The 20285-nt window shown below is 38.6% G+C and carries 24 protein-coding genes and 1 pseudogene; 1 reads left to right on the top strand and 24 read right to left on the bottom strand.

From position 1 onward, the window contains the following. The first annotated feature begins 121 nt into the window (after nucleotides 1–121). Nucleotides 122–772: an N-acetylmuramoyl-L-alanine amidase family protein gene (locus FK178_RS05490; protein WP_240793901.1), complete on the top strand. Its 651-nt coding sequence runs from the start codon at nucleotides 122–124 to the stop codon at nucleotides 770–772. 149 nt (nucleotides 773–921) lie between these two features. Here FK178_RS05490 and FK178_RS05485 read toward each other — a convergent pair whose 3' ends face one another. The 24 genes and pseudogenes from FK178_RS05485 to FK178_RS05385 form a co-directional block, all read right to left on the bottom strand. After that, a complete protein-coding gene (locus FK178_RS05485; RefSeq protein ID WP_146831836.1) occupies nucleotides 922–1227 on the bottom strand; it encodes a hypothetical protein in 306 nt (101 codons plus the stop codon). Between the two features lie 2 nt (nucleotides 1228–1229). Next, nucleotides 1230–1892, bottom strand: a complete 663-nt coding sequence (locus FK178_RS05480) for a P-loop NTPase family protein (protein WP_146831833.1) — start codon at nucleotides 1890–1892, stop codon at nucleotides 1230–1232. Continuing rightward, nucleotides 1876–2628: a hypothetical protein gene (locus tag FK178_RS05475; protein ID WP_146831830.1), complete on the bottom strand. Its 753-nt coding sequence runs from the start codon at nucleotides 2626–2628 to the stop codon at nucleotides 1876–1878. The genes FK178_RS05480 and FK178_RS05475 overlap by 17 nt, the downstream gene beginning before the upstream one ends. 5 nt (nucleotides 2629–2633) lie before the next feature. Further along, nucleotides 2634–2915: a helix-turn-helix domain-containing protein gene (locus tag FK178_RS05470; protein ID WP_146831827.1), complete on the bottom strand. Its 282-nt coding sequence runs from the start codon at nucleotides 2913–2915 to the stop codon at nucleotides 2634–2636. A gap of 320 nt (nucleotides 2916–3235) precedes the next feature. Beyond that, nucleotides 3236–4072 carry an RteC domain-containing protein gene (locus FK178_RS05465; RefSeq protein ID WP_146831824.1) on the bottom strand — a complete coding sequence of 279 codons (837 nt, stop codon included), beginning with the start codon at nucleotides 4070–4072 and terminating at the stop codon, nucleotides 3236–3238. 242 nt (nucleotides 4073–4314) lie between these two features. Next, nucleotides 4315–5235, bottom strand: coding sequence for a helix-turn-helix domain-containing protein (locus FK178_RS05460; protein WP_240793900.1), 921 nt, complete (start codon nucleotides 5233–5235; stop codon nucleotides 4315–4317). Then, entirely contained in the window at nucleotides 5232–5720 is a 489-nt protein-coding gene (locus FK178_RS05455; RefSeq protein WP_146831821.1) for an asparaginase domain-containing protein, read from the bottom strand. The genes FK178_RS05460 and FK178_RS05455 overlap by 4 nt, the downstream gene beginning before the upstream one ends. Nucleotides 5721–5837: 117 nt before the next feature. Then, on the bottom strand, nucleotides 5838–6806 hold the full coding sequence (locus FK178_RS05450) for an arsenic resistance protein (protein ID WP_146831818.1): 969 nt from the start codon (nucleotides 6804–6806) through the stop codon (nucleotides 5838–5840). Between the two features lie 364 nt (nucleotides 6807–7170). Further along, nucleotides 7171–7791: a lipoprotein signal peptidase gene (locus tag FK178_RS05445; protein ID WP_146831815.1), complete on the bottom strand. Its 621-nt coding sequence runs from the start codon at nucleotides 7789–7791 to the stop codon at nucleotides 7171–7173. Nucleotides 7792–7853: 62 nt separating this feature from the next. Further along, nucleotides 7854–8644: pseudogene (locus FK178_RS05440) on the bottom strand (cation transporter). Between the two features lie 95 nt (nucleotides 8645–8739). Next, nucleotides 8740–9117: a cation transporter gene (locus FK178_RS15560; RefSeq protein WP_205677220.1), complete on the bottom strand. Its 378-nt coding sequence runs from the start codon at nucleotides 9115–9117 to the stop codon at nucleotides 8740–8742. Between the two features lie 44 nt (nucleotides 9118–9161). After that, complete coding sequence (locus tag FK178_RS15555) at nucleotides 9162–9374, bottom strand: hypothetical protein (RefSeq protein WP_205677219.1); 213 nt, start codon at nucleotides 9372–9374, stop codon at nucleotides 9162–9164. A gap of 86 nt (nucleotides 9375–9460) precedes the next feature. Then, nucleotides 9461–9592, bottom strand: a complete 132-nt coding sequence (locus tag FK178_RS15755) for a hypothetical protein (protein ID WP_262711707.1) — start codon at nucleotides 9590–9592, stop codon at nucleotides 9461–9463. 144 nt (nucleotides 9593–9736) lie between these two features. Further along, a complete protein-coding gene (locus FK178_RS05430) occupies nucleotides 9737–10150 on the bottom strand; it encodes a Fur family transcriptional regulator (protein ID WP_146831812.1) in 414 nt (137 codons plus the stop codon). Nucleotides 10151–10209: 59 nt separating this feature from the next. Beyond that, on the bottom strand, nucleotides 10210–11613 hold the full coding sequence (gene lpdA / locus FK178_RS05425; RefSeq protein WP_146831810.1) for a dihydrolipoyl dehydrogenase: 1404 nt from the start codon (nucleotides 11611–11613) through the stop codon (nucleotides 10210–10212). Nucleotides 11614–11760: 147 nt separating this feature from the next. Next, complete coding sequence (locus FK178_RS15440) at nucleotides 11761–11937, bottom strand: hypothetical protein (protein WP_168194563.1); 177 nt, start codon at nucleotides 11935–11937, stop codon at nucleotides 11761–11763. Between the two features lie 10 nt (nucleotides 11938–11947). Then, entirely contained in the window at nucleotides 11948–13261 is a 1314-nt protein-coding gene (locus FK178_RS05420) for an APC family permease (RefSeq protein WP_146831807.1), read from the bottom strand. Nucleotides 13262–13582: 321 nt separating this feature from the next. Further along, nucleotides 13583–14413: a universal stress protein gene (locus FK178_RS05415; protein WP_146831804.1), complete on the bottom strand. Its 831-nt coding sequence runs from the start codon at nucleotides 14411–14413 to the stop codon at nucleotides 13583–13585. 177 nt (nucleotides 14414–14590) lie between these two features. Continuing rightward, nucleotides 14591–15217, bottom strand: coding sequence for a cation diffusion facilitator family transporter (locus FK178_RS05410; protein WP_146831801.1), 627 nt, complete (start codon nucleotides 15215–15217; stop codon nucleotides 14591–14593). 11 nt (nucleotides 15218–15228) lie between these two features. Beyond that, the gene (locus FK178_RS05405; RefSeq protein ID WP_139067554.1) at nucleotides 15229–15585 is read right to left on the bottom strand and encodes a SpoIIAA family protein; all 357 of its coding nucleotides are present in this window, start codon (nucleotides 15583–15585) and stop codon (nucleotides 15229–15231) included. Between the two features lie 35 nt (nucleotides 15586–15620). Next, nucleotides 15621–16184, bottom strand: coding sequence for a ribulose-phosphate 3-epimerase (gene rpe, locus FK178_RS05400; RefSeq protein WP_146831797.1), 564 nt, complete (start codon nucleotides 16182–16184; stop codon nucleotides 15621–15623). Between the two features lie 72 nt (nucleotides 16185–16256). Continuing rightward, nucleotides 16257–16709, bottom strand: a complete 453-nt coding sequence (locus tag FK178_RS05395) for an OsmC family protein (protein ID WP_146831794.1) — start codon at nucleotides 16707–16709, stop codon at nucleotides 16257–16259. Nucleotides 16710–17002: 293 nt separating this feature from the next. Beyond that, a complete protein-coding gene (locus FK178_RS15750) occupies nucleotides 17003–17119 on the bottom strand; it encodes a four-helix bundle copper-binding protein (RefSeq protein WP_394345089.1) in 117 nt (38 codons plus the stop codon). Between the two features lie 443 nt (nucleotides 17120–17562). After that, entirely contained in the window at nucleotides 17563–20115 is a 2553-nt protein-coding gene (locus FK178_RS05385; RefSeq protein ID WP_146831788.1) for a heavy metal translocating P-type ATPase, read from the bottom strand. Nucleotides 20116–20285: the final 170 nt, after the last annotated feature.

Raw genomic sequence — 20285 nt, 5'->3', positions numbered from 1 at the left:
AATCAGCAAAATAAATAAAAATAATATTTGATTTTGGATGGTTTATTTTGGTAATAATTGATGTCAAATTGAATTGAAATCACCAGGAGAACTGGTAATAACCTGAAAATTTTTAATACTCATGAGGCTGAAAAACGTCATTTTTCTGGTTTTGCTCCTGAAAATGTGTGTCATTTTTGGGCAGGGAAAAGAACATCAAAAAAGAATTATTGTCGATGTTGGTCATGGAGGAAAAGACCCTGGTGCGATCGGAATAAATGGAATCCAGGAAAAAGATGTTGTACTGGCCATAGGAAAAGAAATGATCAGGCTCAATAAATTAATATTTGGAGATGAGTATGATATTTATCTTACAAGATATGATGATAGTTTTTTCAGCCTTTCAGAAAGAATCAACTTAGCAAAATCATTAAGGGGAGATATATTTATTTCCTTGCATTGCAATTCATTTTATAGCGATGCCCGGGGAATGGAAATTTTTACATTTATTTCTGAATCCAAAAAATTTGAGTATAACACCAGAACTTCAATTGCTCTTGGGAATGAAATTCTAAGAGGGTCTACTTTTAAAATAAACATTGAAAACAGGGGGATGAAGTTTGCCGATTTTCAGGTATTGAGGGAAATGTTTAAGTTTTGTCCCGCTATTCTAATTGAAGTAGGTTTTCTAAATAATCCGGTTGAGGCAGTGCATTTTTCGAGACCATCAGGTATTACAGCAATAGCATTGGCTATTTTGTCAGGAATAAATAATCATTTAAAATCGGAATAATGAAAGAAGCATTTTTAGAAGTAATTAAAAGAATTGGGGATGTTGTAAAAGCTTTCGTATCGGAAACTTTAAAGCATCTGTTGGACTTAAAAAATAAAAAATGGCCGCACGATTAGTTATGCTATTATTCATTCAATATTATGGATACCTTAGGAAAATCTAAAGTTTTCATCGACGGATTGATATCGATAAGTCCCTCCATCACATATTTTTATAACCCTGGAATTTGTATTCCTATTAATCTCTCCAATTGAAAATGCATAAAAAAGTTTCACATAAACTTTGGGATTATTGAAATATGGCGGATTTCCTTTGAGATTATCTCCCTCTTTAATACCTACAATAAAAAGTACCTTACCAATAGATTTCCAGGTACTTTCCCTTATAAAAAATCCATATCTATAATTGTTTAAACAATACTGCTCGTAAATGTTTATTAAACCGTTGCGATCCATTTCTATTTTCTTTTATCTCCCGCGGTCTCATCAAAAGCAACAAGATTGAATAATTCTCGCATTCGGCTTCGGACTCTGTTTCCGTAACGTTCTTCCAGTTCCTCGGCATTCAGGTTTGTTGTGGCGTGAGTTTTAACCTTTTGATTTGTCTGAAGAAAAAGTTCATGACGCGATAACAGCACTTCTCCCATAACATTACAATCTTTTCCGTAGAACCTTCCGGGGGGTTCTATCCCTAAATCATCAAAGCAGTAGAGTTTAGTGTTTCCGTAATCTTCGATTGTTTTATAGCCAAGATGATTAAAGCTAAAAACAACGTTGCGGCATGGAATCATCTCGTAAGGTCTTTGCAGGGGAACCAGGTGACGGAGAAGTTTCATTAGGCTGGTTTTTCCACATCCTACGGGACCTGACAGTAAAAGGCCTTTTTCAACATCAATTCCAGACTTCTGGCAGCTCTTTTTGTCTTTGATAAAGTAAGAACTCAACTTTAGTATAATATCTCGGTCTTCCTCGTAGATCTTGAATTTTTCACCAAATAAAAGCTTTCCCTTTGCATTGAGGTACACCAGGATTTTAGGAAAATCGTAAAGCACCGATTTTCCATCAAATTTCCCCAGCGAAAATTCTACACCGCCTTCGATTATTTTAGAGGGGTTGACCATAGTCTTTGATTTTAGTGGTTTTGAGGTTGTCCCTGTTGTGGGACACTCCCTTTTTAGTTTGGCTGTTTTCTGAGCCGTACAATTCAGCACGATCCATCCAGTTTTTGGCTAAGGCCCGCCAATCCCTTACCTCATTTTCATCGCTAGTTTTCCAATCTCTTTCCTGGTAGTGCTCAAAGAATTTTTTTCCTTCATCGGCAGGAAATCTTTTTTCTTCAAAAAAATATAAAACAGCCTGCCTGTCCTTTGGCTGTTTATTAATGTTTATTTGTTTAGTATTGTTTATATTAGATACCAATGCTTGTCCACTCACGGGACGGTGTGGGTTCACTGCTTGTCCCTTATTGGGACAGTGCCGGTACACTACTGGTTCATTTTTGGGATGGTACTGTTCCGCAAGCTGTTCCAATATGGGATCGTGATCTCCCGTGAAAGATTCATCTGATGTCTCGATAATGAACATCTTGATTTTACTGCCTTTGTACGGATTGCTGGACGGAAAATATGAGAGATAATCCCATTTATCCAGTTCAACAATACACCGATGGTAGGTGGATTTTGAGCCGATCTTGGCCACGCGCATCAGTTCCCTGCGGTTAACGAAAAATTCATCGGCAAACCGGCTGCTATTCCATTCCTGAAATAAAGCCATATACAAGCTAATATGGGTCGGGTTCAAACGGTCATCAAAAAAGAACTTTTCAAAAGCCGCATTCAGTTGCTTAATATAATTCATAGTAGTTATTCAAATTTGTGATGTACCCGATTGGCGGTCATCACGTTTTGGATTTCCACGGCATCATAGTAAATAATTCCTCCAACTTTGGTGTAGGGTAGGGTGCCGTTAATTCTTAGATTTTGAAGAGTTCCCGGACTTACCTGGAGCAGGTCCATTACATCGGAAGATTTTAAATATTTCTTTAAAGTTCCTGATGATTGTTTGGTGATGAGATTTTTAATCTCCTCGAGCAATTCTAATTTGAACTCCCGAAGATCGTCTGTGGTAATGATACTTGTTGGCATAATAGAACGGTTTTTAAAGAAAGGGACTATCAAATGGTTAAATCTTTTTAATTGATAGCCCCTATCAAGGTTTGACTTTCGTTCTACAAAATTGGGAGGGATTACTGGATTTTGTTCCCCAGTACGGCCGTAGTATGGTCAAAATTTAACATCTTGATATTTGATAGATTTTGGCTGTTTTTATCCTACAGATTTTAAACCTAAATCTTCAAATAAGATTAAATTAAATGAAGATTTGAATAAAAATATCAATTTCGGTAGGTCAACCGTAGTACGGTCTTTTTTTAACAATTTTGGAAGATCGAAAAAATGGGAATTATCTATTCTTCGCTCTTATCCATTTCAGAGAGTAGTGAGGTCGCTAATCGATCCAGGAATAACGTCCTGCTATTTTTTCTGCCCTTGATATCCTGGTTGGTTTTGTAGATGTCCCTTGGTGTATAATCAAAAATTTCCTGAAGCTTTTGCGAAACCTTCATAATGCTGAGGCCATTCTGGTTCCGAAGTCCATTATACCATAGGGCATAAACCAATTCCACCCAATCTGAATTAGTAAATGGCCAATGTATTTTTTCGGTAGCGTGCTGCTTTACCTCTTTCCCATTAAGATTATTTTCAAGATTGGACATTCGTTCATCCAGATAAGTAACCAAATTATTGTAGGCGTTGAATTTTCCTAAGAGCATATCCCTGGGCGAGCAAAAATCAGGGTCCTGAAAATAGAATTTAGAAGTAGTGATATGATAGCTATCCAGATAATCCCGGGTATAATATTCTTTGTCGAAATGGATGGCACCTGAATTGACATACTGCCCAAAATCCAAATTGTACAGAAAGAAACGGTTTAGCTTACCAATTTTCTTTTTGATGAATTTAAGCTGGGAGTTTTTATCCGCTTTTGGAAACTGGATTTCAAAGGAATGAATTTCTGAGAAATAAATTAGATGAACAAGGGGAGCCTGTTTTATTGTTTTAAAGAATTCAATTTCGGCTTCAATAGAGTCAAAGCCTTTAGCTATGACTTCTCTTTTGAGTGTAATGAGTAGGTTGCGACATACTTCAATAGAGCGATAGGATTGCTCAAGGATATTCTTACTGTGAAGTTCGATTTCCTTTAGTTCTTCCGATAGCTTGTATGAGAGCAATTCTGGATTCATCTGTAACAATTTTACTGTAAAGCCTCATATATTTCTTTAAATGAATGGTTAGATAGTTAGTTTAGGTCTGTCGATTATGAAAAATACAAAGAGAAATTGGGAGGTACTTTCATGACAGCTAAAGAACCTCCTTGAAGATAATTACAAATAGTGTTATTATCAGTAATTGCTGCCGTATTTTATTACGGATAGTACGTATTTTCCTACGGAATAAGAGCTAAAAGCCCAACATAGTACCGAAGCTATTTCTTCTTTGGCTCGAAGCGGGATATAAATTGACCTCTATTCTTGACCGCAGTTTTTTTAAAAATATTTGAGGCATGTTTAGAAACAGTGCTTTCTGCTATGAAAAAATCTCTGGCAATTTCTTTATAAGGTAATCCTCGTAAAATGGATAATGCAACTTCAACTTCCCTTCTTGTCAGATCTCCATAGTATATTTTGTTTTTCAGGGCTTCATTTCCTTCTACTTTTTGAGAAGCAAAGACTTCGAAGGCTTCAGGCTTATTCTTCAGAAAACGGAGGTATCTATTTACTTCAATAACTGTTATTGCATAGAAAGCCAGGTTCATTACAGTGAAGGTTAACCATTGATAATCACCTATAACTGTTAGTATGGGCAAAAGGGCTAGGCAAGAGATACTTATGATGGCTAACTTATTTTTTTTAGAAACAAAAGAATTTGGATTGTCGATGTTTGAAATCCTTCTGTAAAATAAGCCGAGAAAAATAAATGCTATAATTGAAACCGGGATCGTGAAATAAATCCTTGCTGCATTTAAAGAATTTGTAAGGAAATAAGGGATTAAAAATAAAAGAATGAAACAACCACCAACGAGTATAGCAATATTGCGGATGGTAGAGCCATACTTTAAAAATACAATATCATAATCCTTATACAAATAATAAATTAAGTACACACATAGTACTATTGCAACGCCATATGTAATGATGTATTGAACAATTATTGGATCAGGAAAGTTTTTGGTTGGCAAAAATCCCCCGGTTAAGTTGTAAGCAACGTACAGCAACCCGAGAGTTATATACCTTCTTAGACTGAGGCGTTTTAGCTTTGCATTTTGAATGACAGCAATAAGTACAATAATTGTGTCAATCAATAGGTAAAAAAAGGTCGTCCAATGGATTGAGGTGTCAAACATCATTGTTTCTCATCTTTACGCTCAAATTTATTTGTCCCCAAATTTTTGGTAACATTTTTCCAATGAAAAATCCTACCGTTCATAGCCACATAGACATCTGGCTTTAAAAATTGTAAGGCACATATTGCATAGCCTAAATTGAATGGAGCATCCGTGTTCTTTGATGAACCCAAGATAAATGAACCTACGAGAACGATTGTTTTATTAAGGTTAAGTTTTCCTATATGCTCAGCAGTTTCTTCCATAGTGAAAGTACCGTGAGATACTAAAATTTTTGAAGCTTTTGAGGTTTGGATTTTTTCTGCCAAATAATCTCGGTCTTCAAATGTTATAGATCGGCTATCTTTTTGGAAAACCTCTTCTATGGAAAAAGAAAATGAAACATTCGCCGCTTTCAGAAAATTACTTATTGAAATTTTCCTGGCGCTTTGTTTTTGATCATAATCCAGTCCTTCGATGGTGCCACCTGTTGTAAGTATATGTATCAAAATTGTAAGATTTGGGATTTTACGTACTAAAGATAAGATACTTACTCTGTAGTAAATACGGAATAAGGATTTTTTTGACTATGAGAAAGCTAATTGCCTGTAGCAAACAACGACAAGTTAAGATAGATTGTTGCGACCATTCCTTATTCGCAGTAACACTTGAGATACGAGTGCCAATATGGGCAGTTCCAATAAGGGACCTATTACCAGCACCAGGGAAATCAATGGATCATCAGGAAAGGCAGTGAGTGCAATGGCCAGTGCTATGGGTGAGTTTCTGGCAAGAGTGGTCAAACTCAGGCTTGCCGAATCCTCATAATTAAACTTCAAAAGATAACTTCCAAAACGGCTAACCAGGAAGTTCACGATAAAAAATATTAGAATTGGGACAAGAAGAATATAAAGTACGCTTAGATTATTAGTTAAATATTCTCCCTGTGATGCAAACATAGCCACGATGGCCAATGCCAAAAAAATAATCTGTGCCGTTTCAAAAAAGGGAAGGATCTTCTTCTCCATCAACGCTTTTTTTCTACGTTTAGAACTCCAGAATTTTATGAGCTGTGCCAATAGAAATGGAACCAGAAGCACCAGGAGGATACTCTCCCACAAGATTGCTGGATCCACAGATCCTGTTCTTCCGAAAAACAACAGCAGGTAAACGGGAAGCAGGATCAATTGCAGGATCAAGTTTACCGGCAAAACGGCGGCAGCCAGGGAAGTGTTTCCTTTGGCTATTCCTGTAAAGATCAAATACCAGTCTGTACAGGGGGTAACCATCAGCATAACAAATCCTATCCACAAGCTCAAATGTTCCTTTAACAGCAGTAGCCCTAATAGATAGGCAATAATTGGTGTCCAGACAAAATTTATAACCAGATTTGCTGATATGAATTTGAGGTTGGAAAAGCTGGAAAGCAGATTTTTCAAAGGAATATTGAGAAATAAGCCGAAAAGCATCACCATTAAGAAAGGCACTATCAGGTATTCTGCATACAATTTAAAGGCTGCTATCTGACCCAGGAGCAGGCCTAAACCTACCGCTAATGCTATTATTAACGTTTGATAGTTATTTATTGCGTTCATTTAATTGATAGTTCTTAGAAAAGTGGAAAAGAAAAACTCAATAGAAGTTCCAAATTACAAATTCATATTGTTTCTCTTGTGGCGCCTTTGAGATGATGGTGTGATAGTACCTCTTAATAGTCCATCTCATTAATGCTTAAAGTTATTCAGTGAAAAAATCCTAATCCTATGAATAAATGAAATAAAAAAGTTAGAACAAATAAAGCGATTAGAATAAGAATCCCATATATTTTGTCTTTTTTAGTAATCTTGTTTTTCGAAGGCTCCTTCTGCTTTTTCTTATAGCTTTTTCTTCTCTTTTTTGGATTTACAGACATAATTATTTTTTAGTGTTCCAAGAAATGTTTTCGAACTAATAAATGATCTATTGCTCCTTTTTTCGAACTCTATTTTGAAAAATTATAAGCCCCATCACTCCGATGGTTATCCACACATCAGCAGTATTAAATACAGGTTGGAAAAACTCAAAATCATTTCCACCCCAAATAGGGATCCAATCAAGAAGTTTTGTATCAATAATAGGAAAGTACCACATATCTACAACACGACCGTACATCAAACCAGCATAACCACCACCAGTAGGAAAGGCATCAGCCAAATTCTCTGTGACTGGATCGCTCCTCTCAAATATCAACCCGTAGAAAAAGTTGTCAAACAGATTATCTAAAGCTCCGGCGAATATAAGTGCCACAGATAAAATGTAACCTTGGCTATATTTTTTATGAATAATCTTTTTAATATAAAAGAAGCCCCAAATTACAGCACCTAACCTGAACAAGGTGAGAAATAACTTAGCTAAATCTCCATTCCCAAAATTTAAGCCCCAGGCCATTCCTGAGTTTTCTAAAAAATGCAGGCGAAACCAATCAAGTACAAGGACCTTTATTTCTTCACCATAGTAAAAATTCGTCTTTATATAGACTTTTATTGCCTGGTCGATAAGCAACAACAATAACACCCATATAACTACCGTTCTTCCTTTCATAATTTATAATCCAACGTCTAAAATATCTACGACATGTAATTTCAAGTCGAAAATCAAAAAAGTCATTTCGACAGTTTCAAAATTCTGACAGCCCCCGCATTACAAAGGAGAAGACAATCCCTCCAATGATCAAATCGGGCCACTTACTATCCAGAAAATAAACAAGCACACCGGCCACAATCACTCCGCCATTCACAATAATATCATTTGAAGTGAAGATGGCACTGGCCTGCATATGGGCCTCATCGCTTTTGACCTTGTTGATAAGCCAAAGCGAAATCAGGTTTCCAACCAGGGCAAAAAGTGAGACGATGATCATCCATTCAAATAAGGGCGTTTCACTACTTGCAAAAAAACGCCTTATAACCTCTGAAAAACCCAGTAAAGCGAGTCCCATTTGAAGATAGCCGCTAATTCCCGCAACCTTCTTTTTTCTAGAAATCGAGGCTCCCACTGCAAATAGGCTAAGGGCATATACAATAGAATCGGCCAACATATCAAGGGAGTCGGCAATCAATCCCATAGAATGTGAAATCCAACCGGTGGTCATTTCTATAATGAAGAAACCAAAGTTTATTCCAAGTACCCACCAAAGCATCTTCCGTTGGCGGGAATCATCTGAAGGCAAAGGCAACACAGCCTCTGTGGTCTCTTCCAATTTATCATTTAAATTCAGCTGATGGATTCCCTGATGTACTTCCTTGCTTTCACCGGTATGATATACTTCCAATTTTCGATTGGAAATATCAAAAGCCAGATGTTTAACCTGTGCAATTGGTTCCAGCTTCATCCGGATCATCTGCTCCTCCGAGGGGCAATCCATTTTTTGAATGGTAAATGTGCTTTTATTCATTGTTTTTCTTTTTTTTTAATACTAAGCGGAACAATTAAGGGCCACTTTGAAGGCAGATCCTAATTGAATGTATCTAATCATAATGAGAATTCTACTCATCTTTGACTGTTGCTTTTAGCTCCCCTTCTTGCATCTCTTGCTTCCTTAAGGATTTTCCAACCTCCTTGTAGCACGATACCAACAGTTATAAGGCTGATGATCAAATCCGGAAGAGCAGAATTAAACAGCATCACAGCAATACCGGATAATACAATTCCTAAATTAACAAGCATATCATTGGTGGTAAATATGATGGAAGCTTTCATGTGTGCGCCTTTTTCCCTATAAGATTTCAACAAATGCATGGCAAGAAGATTACTCGCCGCATTCACTGTTGCCGTAATGATCATTGCCCAACCTATTGGTTCGGTTTCCGTAAAGAAACGTCTTACCACCTCACCAAGCAACATCAAGCCCAGTATAAGCAAAAGCACACCCGAAAGTTTTGCAGCTCGTGATTGTGAAATAACTCCTTTGCCTACAGCAAACTGACAATGTAAACGGCAGAGTCAGCAAAGTTATCGAGCGCCGCGCCCAATAATCCTGTGGAGTTTGCAATAAAGCCAACAGTACCAGCCAATGCCACCTGAAACATATTAATTCCCAGGACCTGTTTTAATGTTTTTCTTTCAGCCTTATTGGAGGCATCAAACTGCACCTCGTTTTCTTCGTTGTTAGTATCAGTGCTCATTAATTCTTCATTTTTTAATCCACCCATAATACACCGAAAGAACCACTATAATTGGCCAAAATACCATTGCAAAAGTATTAAGCCCTTCAGTTAGGGGCAATAAGACCAAAATCCAGCGGGAGGTTCACAGTGAATAATCCTATTCCCCAGTGGAAAATTATCTGGGCAGTAGCGAAGCCCACAAAAAAATTTGCTACTTCTTTTTTTCGATTAGTCATTTTTCCAATTTTTGCTTAAATTTTAGCTTATGGAGCTGTTCATGCTTTGCATTCTTTATTGTGATGCTCAGCTGCTTTTCCAATATCTCTTTTAAAAACATACCACGAAGGTATCGCTATAAACTTGCAATGAAATTGCATATTTCAACTTGCACAGTTTTGACAAATGCCCTTTACAAGAACTTTAGTCTCCACCGGAAGAAATTTTTCGGGTAAGGGCACTTCCGGAACTTCAGATTTTGGCAGACAGAAAGTTTCTTCACAATTATTACAGTAAAAATGGACATGGATATCTTTAGGAGCGCATTCACATCCTTCTCCGCATAAAGCAAATTTAGTTGCTCCTGCTCCATCTTCTATCCGGTGTACCAGTTTCATTTCTTCAAAGGTTTTCAACGTACGGTACAGGGTGATCCGGTCGGCCTTTTCAAGAGCCTCTTCTAAATCATCCAAGCCTACTGCTGTCTTTTGTCTTTGAAGTGTATCCAGTACCAGCAAACGAATGGCTGTTGGCCGTACCTTCTTTTGTTCAAGTTGTTTTTTTAAATCCTTTTTCATTATTCGTAACTTTTGTATTGATAGGATAACTTTAAAAAAACAGCAATTCTTGTTTTGGGTTAAATGTGCAACGCCCTGTCTTCGGTAGCTGCCAAACAAGCTTCTTTAAAGGTTTCTGAAAAAGTGGGATGCCCGTGGGACATTCGCGCAACGTCTTCCGCAGATGCCCTGTACTCCATTGCCACTACCGCCTCTGTATAACTGTCGGCAATTCTGGGGCCTATCATATGCACCCCCAGGATTTCATCGGTTTCTTTATCTGCAATTACTTTGATAAAGCCGTCGGTGTCCATACTTATTTTCGCCCTTGCATTGGCCTTAAAAGGAAAGGAGCCTGTTTTGATACTTCTTCCTGCTTCTTTCAATTCTTCTTCGGTTGATCCTACCCCGGCCACTTCAGGCTGAGTGTAAATAATATTAGGAATAAGGGAATAATTGATATGTGGTTTTTGACCTGCTATCGTTTCAGCAACAAATACTCCTTCCTCACTTGCTTTGTGGGCCAACATCGCACCTCGTACCACATCTCCAATGGCATAAATCCTTTTAATGTTCGTTTCCAGGTTTTCATCTACATTTATCCTGCTCTTCTTATCGGTTTTGATGCCCAATTCTTCAAGTCCCAGATTTTCGGAATAAGGCTTTCTGCCTATAGCCATCAGGCAGTAATCCCCTTGAAAAGTCATTTCTTTCTGATTGTCAACGCTTTCAGCTACCAATTGAACCTCATTTTCTAAAGCATTGGCTTTTGTCACCTTGTGTCCCAGATGAAATTCCATTCCTTGTTTTCTTAGGGATTTATACAACTGCTTTCCTAAAGAACGGTCCATACTGGCGATGAGCGTATCGAGATACTCCACAATGGAAACTTTAGAACCCAGACGGGCGAAAACAGAACCTATCTCAACTCCAATAACCCCTCCACCGATAACCATTAAATGTTTAGGTATTTCCTTTAGGGCAAGTGTTTCCGTTGAGGAGATAATCCTCTTTTTATCGATGGTTATACCGGGCAGCGATGCAGGTTTTGACCCGGTAGCTATAATGATTTTATCTGTAGTGATGGTATAAGTTTTTTCCTCACCCTTAATTTCAACGGTAGATTTATCCTTAATTGTTCCTACACCTGTATAAACGGTTATCTTGTTCTTTTTCATCAGGTAGGAAACCCCGTTAATAATTTCCTGGACCACCGTCTGTACCCTTTTATTCATTTCAACTATGTCCACCGATGCTTCCTTGAAATTAATACCAAAATCTTTATATTGATTTTGTAGCTTGTAATAATGCTCCGTCGCTTCCAACCAGGCCTTTGAAGGTATGCAGCCTACGTTGAGACAGGTGCCGCCAAGCGTACTGTATTTTTCTATAATGACCACCTTGAAACCAAGCTGGGCGCAACGTATTGCACTCACATAACCTCCGGGACCTGAACCTATTATTGTGACATCAAATTTTTCCATTTTTTAAAATTTAAGTTTTTAATTAAGATATTCACAACTAACCACATATTAAACCTAGTCTTTATGAAACAGCCGCGTTATATTTCCCCTTTTCCCAATACTTTCTGATGAAATTTACTGGAAAAAAATTTTGGAATTTGTCAGATCTCATCCTTCCAGATCATAAAACCATTCTTCCGCCCGTTTAATGGCTTCGGTTATAGCTTCTTTTTCTGTAAACTTCCCTTCTTTCATAACCTCGTTGGCTATTTCAAGGGCCTTCTCCCTAACAATTGGGTTCAGGGAATCCAGGTCTGTCTTAAAATTTTCAAACATCCAGTCCATAATAATTTCTTTAATGCTTAAACAAATCCTTTTCTTCTTCCGGATCAACTTTTTTTGTTGTCCTGTCTAGAAAATAATCCAGGACGACCCCTACCACAATAGCTCCTGCAAAAGCGGCATACACCTGCCATTCGTATTGAATGACCAAGGCCAGGCTTATCAAAATAGCTAAAATGGGAAGGATAGGCATTTTACCTATGGACAAAGGAACTTTAAATGGTCTTTTCTCTTCCGGGGACTTAAAACGCAAAACAATCAAGGCTATATTTACCGCAATAAAAACCAGTAATGCACCTAAGGAAGACATTCCTGCAACCAATTTAATATTTCCCAGTAAAAGAAATCCGGCCACTGCTGCCAACACCACCAGCGTTGATGCCCAGGGAACTTTTTGAGCATTGGTTTTCTTCATAAAAGCCGGCAATTCACCAACCGAAGCCATTCCAAAAAGTAGCCTGCTGATGGATATAATCCCGCTAAAAGCAGCATTGGCCGTGGCAAACAAGGCGGCAACCGCCAAAACAATGGGCAGCCAGGAATTTAGATTGGAAGCAGCAAGAGATAACGGGGAATTTACTTTTGCCAGTTCTGAAGCGTCGCTTATATTGAGAACCGTAAAGGAGATAAACAGGTAAATTATTGTGGTAATGAGCATCGTCAATAAAAATGCCCGTGGGATGGTTTTACCCGGATTTTTAACTTCAGAACCCAGGGCCGCCATATGCTCAAAGCCAGTATAGACAAAGAATAAGGTGGCAGTGGCAGCTATGGTACCGGAAAAAGAATCGATGATAAAAAATTCCTTGTCAGGGGCACCTGTACTGTTCAAGCCCAATACTATCAGGAGCAATAGTCCCAATAGCTGAATGCTTACCATTATAATATTGACGGTAGAAGATTTTTTTATTCCAGTAATGCTTATTAGGGTGAGCAGTATTAATGCACTGTAACTAAATAAGAGGGCAGGGAGGTCCAAAAACACATTTAGATATCCCGAGAATGCCAGCAGTACAGCAGCAATGGTGGCCGAACTATGGAAAGCGATTGTCCATCCGGTCAGGAACGAGGGAATATCTATTTTGGGAAAAGCTTTCCTTACAAAAATAAATTCCGCCCCGGCATTGGGGAAGGTAGAGGAAAGTTCTGCATAGGAAAGGGCGGAAAAACTAGCAGCTATAGCCGCAAAAATAAAGCTTAGCCAGAGGTCATTCCGAGCCTGGCCCGCCGCCGCACCAATAACGGTGTAAATTCCCGCGCCTACGATGGTCCCTACCCCGTAAAAAGTGAGTCTTAATGTCCCTAAAGATTTTTTAAGTTCAGCCATTTCATTTAATTTTTGCCTATTGATTTTTAGAGGTGGTAAATCCCTCCTTATAAAAATTTATATACTGAAATTTCTCTTCCATTTTTAAAAGCCTTCCAGTCTTCTTTTAAGGCATAGGGAACAATAAGAAAGACGGCCATGGGATCTGCCCATCACCAGTCCAGGTAAGTACAAACCCGTCAACCATTCTTCCCATTTTTTGTCCCCTACCATGGCCACTTTTTCAGAGTCATTGGCCCGCTCACACATATGTTATATCTCTCTTCAGCCAATTTTCTCGTTCAGAGATTAAGCCATTGCCAGTTCTATTGATTTCACTTCTTATTTAAGTATAAGAATAGGTACATTTGAATCAAAAACCATTTTTTTTCTTAAACCCATTTCGGTTAATTGTTTAAAAAGCCCATGTTCCCTATAAATTAGTGCCAATACATCAATCCTATTTTCCTGAAGGAAATTGTCTATGATATTATCCTTTTCCCCATTGGATAAAAGGTGGAAGGAAATATTTTCACGTTGAAATTGTCCAACATAATAGTCTTTAACCTCTTCCTTATTGATAGTCTTGTTATTGTCCTCCAAGAAATGCAAAATATAAAGTTTGGCATCGAATAAATTTAATAGATCTGCAAGTACACCCAATTCAATATTAGATTTGAGATTGTCAGAATCCAGTGCCAGACTAATTGATTTTATCTCAGAAACTTCAAAATCTTCAGGTATAATCATGACGGGGCAAGATGCCATTCTGCTTATTTTTTCACTTATTGTTCCAATGAAATAACCTTCTACAGCATTTGTACCTTCCGTACCCATAATTATTAGTTTTGCTTCTTCTTTCTTTGCAACCTGGCAAATGATATCTACGGTGCTTCCAGGGGCAAAAACACTCCTAAAGTTTATAGAGGAAAGTTGTGGAAAATTTTCGAGAAATTCTGTCATCTTTTCTTTGTAAAATTTTTCATTAGAAACAAAATTATCGGGAACAGCATAGGTAATTGCCCCATATCCACCAAATTGATTACCTACGGAGTAGGCGTGGACAAAAATAATTTCAGAGTGTAGTGGCTCGGCTAAAAATATGGCATAATTCGCCCCAACTTTAGAAGTTTGAGTAAAATCAATCGGGACTACTATTTTGTTTGCTTTCATGACTTGTGGTTTTAATTGTAATTTTTGGTTTTATGCGTATTAGAATTATTTTACAATCCACTCTTTTCTTTGGCGGGAATCCAGGTCTGTCTTAAAATCTTCAAACACCCAGTCCATAATAATTTCGTTAATGCTTAAACAAAAATCCTTTCCTTCTTTCTAATCCAGCTCTAATTTCTATACTGAAATTTCTCTTCCATTTTTAAAAGCCTCCCAACCTTCTTTTAAGGCATAGGGAACAATAAGAAAGGCGGCCACGGGATCTGCCCACCACCAGTCCAGATATTGTACTGCCAGAAGGCCACCGAGAACCGCCACCGTTTGATAAAGACAAACAAAAGTGTCTTTGGAATCGGCTATCAATTCCTTACTGTCCAATTTCTTTCCATACTTGCGTTTGTACCAAATCAGAATGGGATTCACCACTAAGGATACGAGTAGTATAGTAAGGCCCATGGTGCTCCAGTCTGGAGTTTCTTTATTAAAAAACTTAGTTACAGAATCGTAGGTGATAAAAATGCTAACAATTAGAAAAGAAGTGGCAATTACATACAGGGTAATTTTTTCTCTTTTTTTCACCCGCTTATCACTAATATCCTTGATTTCCCCATGTAGTCGCCACCCCAGGGTGCTTGCCGAAATAATTTCTATGATGCTATCCAGCCCCCAACCAATCAAAGCTGCGCTTCCGGAGATAAAACCGGCGGTTAGTGACACAGCTACCTCAATAGTATCATATATGACGTTATACATCTGGAGCTTCCTGGCTTTTTTCAGGTACTTTTCTCTTTGTTGATCTTCCATAGGTTTATTTCTTAGCTGTTAATCCATTTTACTGCCTCAATTTTTTTTGTAGTCGCAAAATACTTAACCTCTGCAGAAGTAAAAGGTTTCATCAAATCCGTCATCCATTCTTCCCATTTTTTATCCCCTACCATGGCCACTTTTTCAAAGTCGTTGGCATGGTGAATATCGAATTTCAAATCTTTCCAAAAGGCTTTTGGTTTCCATCCTTCAAAACCCTCCATTTCAAAATACCACCGGATCTTCTGATATTTTTCCACTATGTTTTTTAGCCGGGGCAATAGCTTATCGTAATCGGCTTCGGTCAAGTTTCCTGTTGCCCTTGTGGCTATTAAATTCCCTTCAGTTTGTTCTAATATTTGTAGCATAACACCTTTTTTTGAATTATTATTTGATTTATTTTTTAAATTTCCTTCACGTTATTCTCTTCAACTCCTCCATCTACTTCAATTAAGGCTTTTGAATTTTTATTTTGTATTAATCTTTTCAATTCCCTTATCTTTTTCAGCGTTTGGGGAATTAACTTCTGCCCCCCAAAACCCGGGTTTACAGACATCAGGCACACTGTATCTAACTCCTTGATAATGTATTCAAGACAATCTAAAGAAGTATGTGGATTAAAAGCCACCCCTGCTTTACAGTCCAGATTTTTTATTTGTTGCACCACACTGTGCAAATGAAGGCAGGCCTCAACGTGCACAGTAATTTGGTCTATTCCATATTTAGAAAAAAAATCCAGATACCTTTCAGGTTGGGCAATCATCAAGTGCAGCTCGACCGGTTTCTTATTGTACTTTTTTATAGCTTGTAAAACAGGTGTTCCGAAGGAAATATTGGGAACAAACATTCCGTCCATGATATCCACATGCAGCCAGTCTGCTTCACTCCTGTTAATAGTCTCGAGAGTTTTGCCCAAGTAGGCAAAATCTGTCGAAAGAATGGAGGAGGCAACCATGAGATTTTTCATATAAGTTATGTTTTATCACCCATTTTAATATTTAAACCAAAATCCTTGAACACTGAATCTTCTTAAAGGAAATTATAGAACAGGTTCCACTATAACCTCTGTTATTACAGAGTTAGAGATAAAGCATTCAGCATGTGCTTTATGGTGCATTTTTTTCATTTCTTCTTCATCAGGTATATGTTCACCGGAGAATTCTACTTTGGGACGTAAAAAAACCCTGGTCACAGCCTGTTTATTGTCCTTGTTTTTCTCAACCACAGCAACGGTTTCATCTTTATAACTCTTTATTATATACTTTTTAAAGGAGGCAATAGCGAGAAAAGTTAATAAGTGGCAGCTGGAAAGGGAAGCAGCGAAGGCTTCTTCAGGATTGACTAATTCAGCTTTCCCCAAAAACTCCGGAGCTGCAGATGCAGTGACTTCCGTCCCTCCCCCAAAGATCCACTGATGGGTACGGGTATAATTCTTATAGGAAAAATCCTCGGAATCTGGTTTCCATTCTAATTTTACTTTGAATTCTGACATAATTTTCTTGTTTTAAATTATACAATCTACTTTAGATAGTCTTTCTTAACCAAGAACGTTTAATAAAAAAATGTTCTATTATTTATATTCATTGATTTTAAATAATTGTGCCTGGAAAGGAAATCCTTGATTTAAGACAAACAGTTTTTAGAATTTCCTTTACAGGACTTAATATTATATTTTTAGTTTTAAATTTGGTTCGCCCTCTATTTCTCTTCTAACACTTCATTTTTTGGTGTTTTTTCTTTAAGGAAAATATGCGACGCTATAAACACCGCATACTTTTCATTACATTAGCTTAACTGCACATCGCCATGATGCCTATGGCATGCTTCCGCACATTCATTACAGACTTGAGCACATTTCTTACAATGCTCATGATCGTGTTTTGCACATTCTTCAGCACACATCCTGCAAGCTTTTTCACAGATCAAAAGATATTCATGCGCAAGGGCAGAATTTCTCTGTAGCAACCTAGCTGCCTGTATACAAATGTCAGCACAGTCAATGTCCAACGGAATGCATCTTTCCATCATTCCGGTTTCTCCTTCTGCCAAGCTTTGAGCAGCGCAGTTTTCACAAGCTAAAGCACAGTTTAGCAAGGTTTGAACGAGTTGTTCATGATTTTCATTTTTCATAATTAAATAGATTTAAATTATATGTAGAACTATTTCTACCAAGGTTGATAATATTTATCCTTCTTCAGCATTATTTTTCATTTCATACCTCGTGGGCTTGCCAAACCTTTACAGGACTTAATTTCTTTATTGTTGCCATAGCCTTTAACGGCAGGCAGTCCTTTTATTTTTTATAGGAAAAATCTTAGGAATCGGATTTCCATTCTATTTTAACTTTAAATTCTGACATCATTTTCTTGTTTTAATTCAAAAATTTGCTTTAAACGGCCTCCGGGTAAGGCAGTTTTGTTTTTGTTATAAGCTAATAATCTCAAAGCGTTTGCGACCACCAGCAAGGTGGAGCCTTCGTGAACAAGCACCGCAATTCCTATATTGGCAAAGCCAAATATTGTGGCCGGAATCAATAAGGCCACAATTCCTAAACTTACCCACAGGTTTTGTTTGATGATACTTTTAGCTTTCCGGCTTAGGCCTATTGCAAAGGGCAGGGTCTCCAATTTATCGGCCATAAGGGCGATATCCGCTGTTTCCAGTGCCACATCCGATCCTGCTGCTCCCATTGCAATACCCACGGTACTATGTGCCATGGCCGGGGCATCGTTTACGCCATCGCCCACCATAGCCACTTTGTCCTCCTGTTTTTTAAGTTTTTTAATTGCATCTACCTTCTCTTCAGGCAGAAGACTGCCCCAGGCATCGGTAAGGCCAATTTCCTTGGCCACGGCATCAGCTACTTTTTGGTTGTCCCCGGTAAGCATGATCATACGTTTAATACCGATTTTTTTAAGCTCCACCAGGGTGGCTTTGGCTTCTTCCCGTGGAGTGTCCATCAGAGCAATAATTCCTATATATTCTTCATTCCTGCGTATCAACATTGTCGTGTTCCCTGCAGCTTCCTGATCCCTTACTTTTTCTACGATTTCTTCTGAAGGTTTTTGGTCATCGAGCGCATCAAAGAGCTCCAGATTCCCTATATACACCTTATCTTCCCCGAGGCCTGCTTTTATTCCTTTTCCCAAAACAGCTTCCATATTACTGGCTTCCGGAATTTGGGTATTTTCCAATCGTTCTTTGCCGTCCCGTACCACTGCTTTTGCCAGGGGGTGGTCGCTCAGAGCCTCGACCGCTACAGCCGTTTTTAGCAGTTCCTCTTCACTTACGTCCGTTAAGGTAATAACTTTGGTGAGTTTTGGTTTGCCTTCGGTAAGTGTTCCGGTCTTATCAAAAGCAATAGCGGTGAGCACGCCAAGGTCTTCCAGTGGTCTTCCTCCCTTTACCAGAACACCACCCCTTGCTGCGCGGGCAACTCCACTAAGTACGGCACTGGGTGTGGAAATGGCCAGGGCACAGGGGCTGGCAGCAACTAAAACAGCCATTGCCCTGTAGAAACTTTCACTAAAGGACTCATCCAGGACAAGGAAAGCGAAATTCAGCAGGACTACCAGGACAAGTACTGACGGAACAAAATATTTCTCAAATTTGTCGGTCAACAACTGGGTTGGCGATTTCTGGGTCTGGGCTTCGTTGACCAGCTTGACGAGCCTTGATAAGGTAGAATCCTGAGAGGTCTTTATCACTTTTACTTCAAGGGTACTATTGCCGTTGATGGTTCCCGCAAATACACGGTGTTTATCTTTTATTTCGCTTTCTTTTGAATAATCTTTGTCAGGGTCGGGTACAGAAGTTTTATCGACAGGAACGCTCTCGCCTGTGATTGGGGCCTGGTTCACACTACTATTACCATTGACAACAACGCCATCGGCAGAAATTTTGGTGTTGGATCTCACTACGACAATATCACCTACCTGAAGTTCTTCTATTTTTACTTCCCGGGTCTTTCCATCTCGTTTTATCAGAGCAGTTTTGGGTGCCAAATCAGCTAAAGCCGCAATAGATTTTCGGGCCTTGTTCATGGCATAATTTTCAAGGGCATGTCCAAGACTAAACAGGAAGAGCAGCAAAGCCCCTTCTGCCCATTCTCCCAGAACGGCTGCCCCAATTGCCGCGACCAGCATAAGGAAATCAATTTCGAAACCTCCTTTGGCAACTGTTTCAATGGCTTCTTTTGCCGTGTAATAGCCCCCAAAGAAATAGGCGCCTATGTACAAGGCCAGACTTACCCATTCCGGCACAGTTTCTAGGTAGGAAAGGCCAAAACCGATACCCAATAAAACCCCGCAAATAATGGAAAAGTACATCTCAGTATTTTTTCCTAAAATACCCCCGTGGTCATGGGCGTGGCCTTCATCTTTAAGCTCTGCCTCCTCGTGGGAATGTTTATGGGTTTCAGCCGTTTCAGGAGGCATTTTTTCATTCCTTTTGGCGGTTTTGATTTTCAGGCCTTCGTTCCTCAGGATTTGACGAAAATCTTCTTCATCAGTTTTAGCCTTAATAAATTCCAGCCTTATAATTCCAGATTCGGAAACCGAGGCTTCCATTATTTCCTCTAATCCTCTCAGGGCATTTTGAATTTTCCTTGCATGCCTTGCATGACGAATTCCCTCAACCTCGAGCAGGGTATGTCCAAATTCATTGGTCAATGATGCCCCTGCCTGTTTCGCGAGTTTTCTAATATGGGCAATGGAAATAACGTCAGGATCGTAATGAAAACAAAGCTGAGGGGTATCATCCTCTTTTTCAGAAGCAATATGTACCTTTTCAATACCTTCCCTGTTTTGCAGGTGATCCATTAGCCTCTGTACACATTGATCGTTCTCATCGGGAATTTCCGGCAGGAGTATTGGTAATCTTACTTGCGTCTTTTTCATTTTTTCTATCTGTTATTTCGATTTTCCAGTAAACTTTAAAAGCTTTTATGTTGGCTCTGTCTTTTCTATGAAGAATGCCTCACCTTCTTCAGCTTTTACTTCGTCTTCTAAGCTTATATATCTTTTTTCTTACAACAACCATAAAGGCAAGAGCTATCCCCATTATTGAA

The organism is Antarcticibacterium arcticum, assembly GCF_007993795.1.
Lineage (GTDB): Bacteria > Bacteroidota > Bacteroidia > Flavobacteriales > Flavobacteriaceae > Gillisia > Gillisia arctica.
This window is presented reverse-complemented; position numbering and strand designations above follow the sequence as displayed.

Excerpts from the sequence above, each read along its gene's own strand:
- FK178_RS05445 (WP_146831815.1), bottom strand. The coding sequence starts at position 7,791 with ATGAAAGGAAGAACGGTAGTTATATGGGTGTTATTGTTGTTGCTTATC.
- FK178_RS05480 (WP_146831833.1), bottom strand. The coding sequence starts at position 1,892 with ATGGTCAACCCCTCTAAAATAATCGAAGGCGGTGTAGAATTTTCGCTG.
- FK178_RS05470 (WP_146831827.1), bottom strand. The coding sequence starts at position 2,915 with ATGCCAACAAGTATCATTACCACAGACGATCTTCGGGAGTTCAAATTA.
- FK178_RS05420 (WP_146831807.1), bottom strand. The coding sequence starts at position 13,261 with ATGGCTGAACTTAAAAAATCTTTAGGGACATTAAGACTCACTTTTTAC.
- FK178_RS05385 (WP_146831788.1), bottom strand. The coding sequence starts at position 20,115 with ATGAAAAAGACGCAAGTAAGATTACCAATACTCCTGCCGGAAATTCCC.
- FK178_RS05475 (WP_146831830.1), bottom strand. The coding sequence starts at position 2,628 with ATGAATTATATTAAGCAACTGAATGCGGCTTTTGAAAAGTTCTTTTTT.
- FK178_RS05485 (WP_146831836.1), bottom strand. The coding sequence starts at position 1,227 with ATGGATCGCAACGGTTTAATAAACATTTACGAGCAGTATTGTTTAAAC.
- rpe (WP_146831797.1), bottom strand. The coding sequence starts at position 16,184 with ATGAAAAATCTCATGGTTGCCTCCTCCATTCTTTCGACAGATTTTGCC.
- FK178_RS05450 (WP_146831818.1), bottom strand. The coding sequence starts at position 6,806 with ATGAACGCAATAAATAACTATCAAACGTTAATAATAGCATTAGCGGTA.
- FK178_RS05490 (WP_240793901.1), top strand. The coding sequence starts at position 122 with ATGAGGCTGAAAAACGTCATTTTTCTGGTTTTGCTCCTGAAAATGTGT.
- FK178_RS05465 (WP_146831824.1), bottom strand. The coding sequence starts at position 4,072 with ATGAATCCAGAATTGCTCTCATACAAGCTATCGGAAGAACTAAAGGAA.
- lpdA (WP_146831810.1), bottom strand. The coding sequence starts at position 11,613 with ATGGAAAAATTTGATGTCACAATAATAGGTTCAGGTCCCGGAGGTTAT.
- FK178_RS05415 (WP_146831804.1), bottom strand. The coding sequence starts at position 14,413 with ATGAAAGCAAACAAAATAGTAGTCCCGATTGATTTTACTCAAACTTCT.
- FK178_RS05405 (WP_139067554.1), bottom strand. The coding sequence starts at position 15,585 with ATGCTACAAATATTAGAACAAACTGAAGGGAATTTAATAGCCACAAGG.
- FK178_RS15440 (WP_168194563.1), bottom strand. The coding sequence starts at position 11,937 with ATGGACTGGATGTTTGAAAATTTTAAGACAGACCTGGATTCCCTGAAC.
- FK178_RS05460 (WP_240793900.1), bottom strand. The coding sequence starts at position 5,235 with ATGATGTTTGACACCTCAATCCATTGGACGACCTTTTTTTACCTATTG.
- FK178_RS05430 (WP_146831812.1), bottom strand. The coding sequence starts at position 10,150 with ATGAAAAAGGATTTAAAAAAACAACTTGAACAAAAGAAGGTACGGCCA.
- FK178_RS05395 (WP_146831794.1), bottom strand. The coding sequence starts at position 16,709 with ATGTCAGAATTCAAAGTAAAATTAGAATGGAAACCAGATTCCGAGGAT.
- FK178_RS15555 (WP_205677219.1), bottom strand. The coding sequence starts at position 9,374 with ATGAGCACTGATACTAACAACGAAGAAAACGAGGTGCAGTTTGATGCC.
- FK178_RS05410 (WP_146831801.1), bottom strand. The coding sequence starts at position 15,217 with ATGGAAGATCAACAAAGAGAAAAGTACCTGAAAAAAGCCAGGAAGCTC.
- FK178_RS15755 (WP_262711707.1), bottom strand. The coding sequence starts at position 9,592 with ATGACTAATCGAAAAAAAGAAGTAGCAAATTTTTTTGTGGGCTTCGCT.
- FK178_RS15750 (WP_394345089.1), bottom strand. The coding sequence starts at position 17,119 with ATGTGTGCTGAAGAATGTGCAAAACACGATCATGAGCATTGTAAGAAA.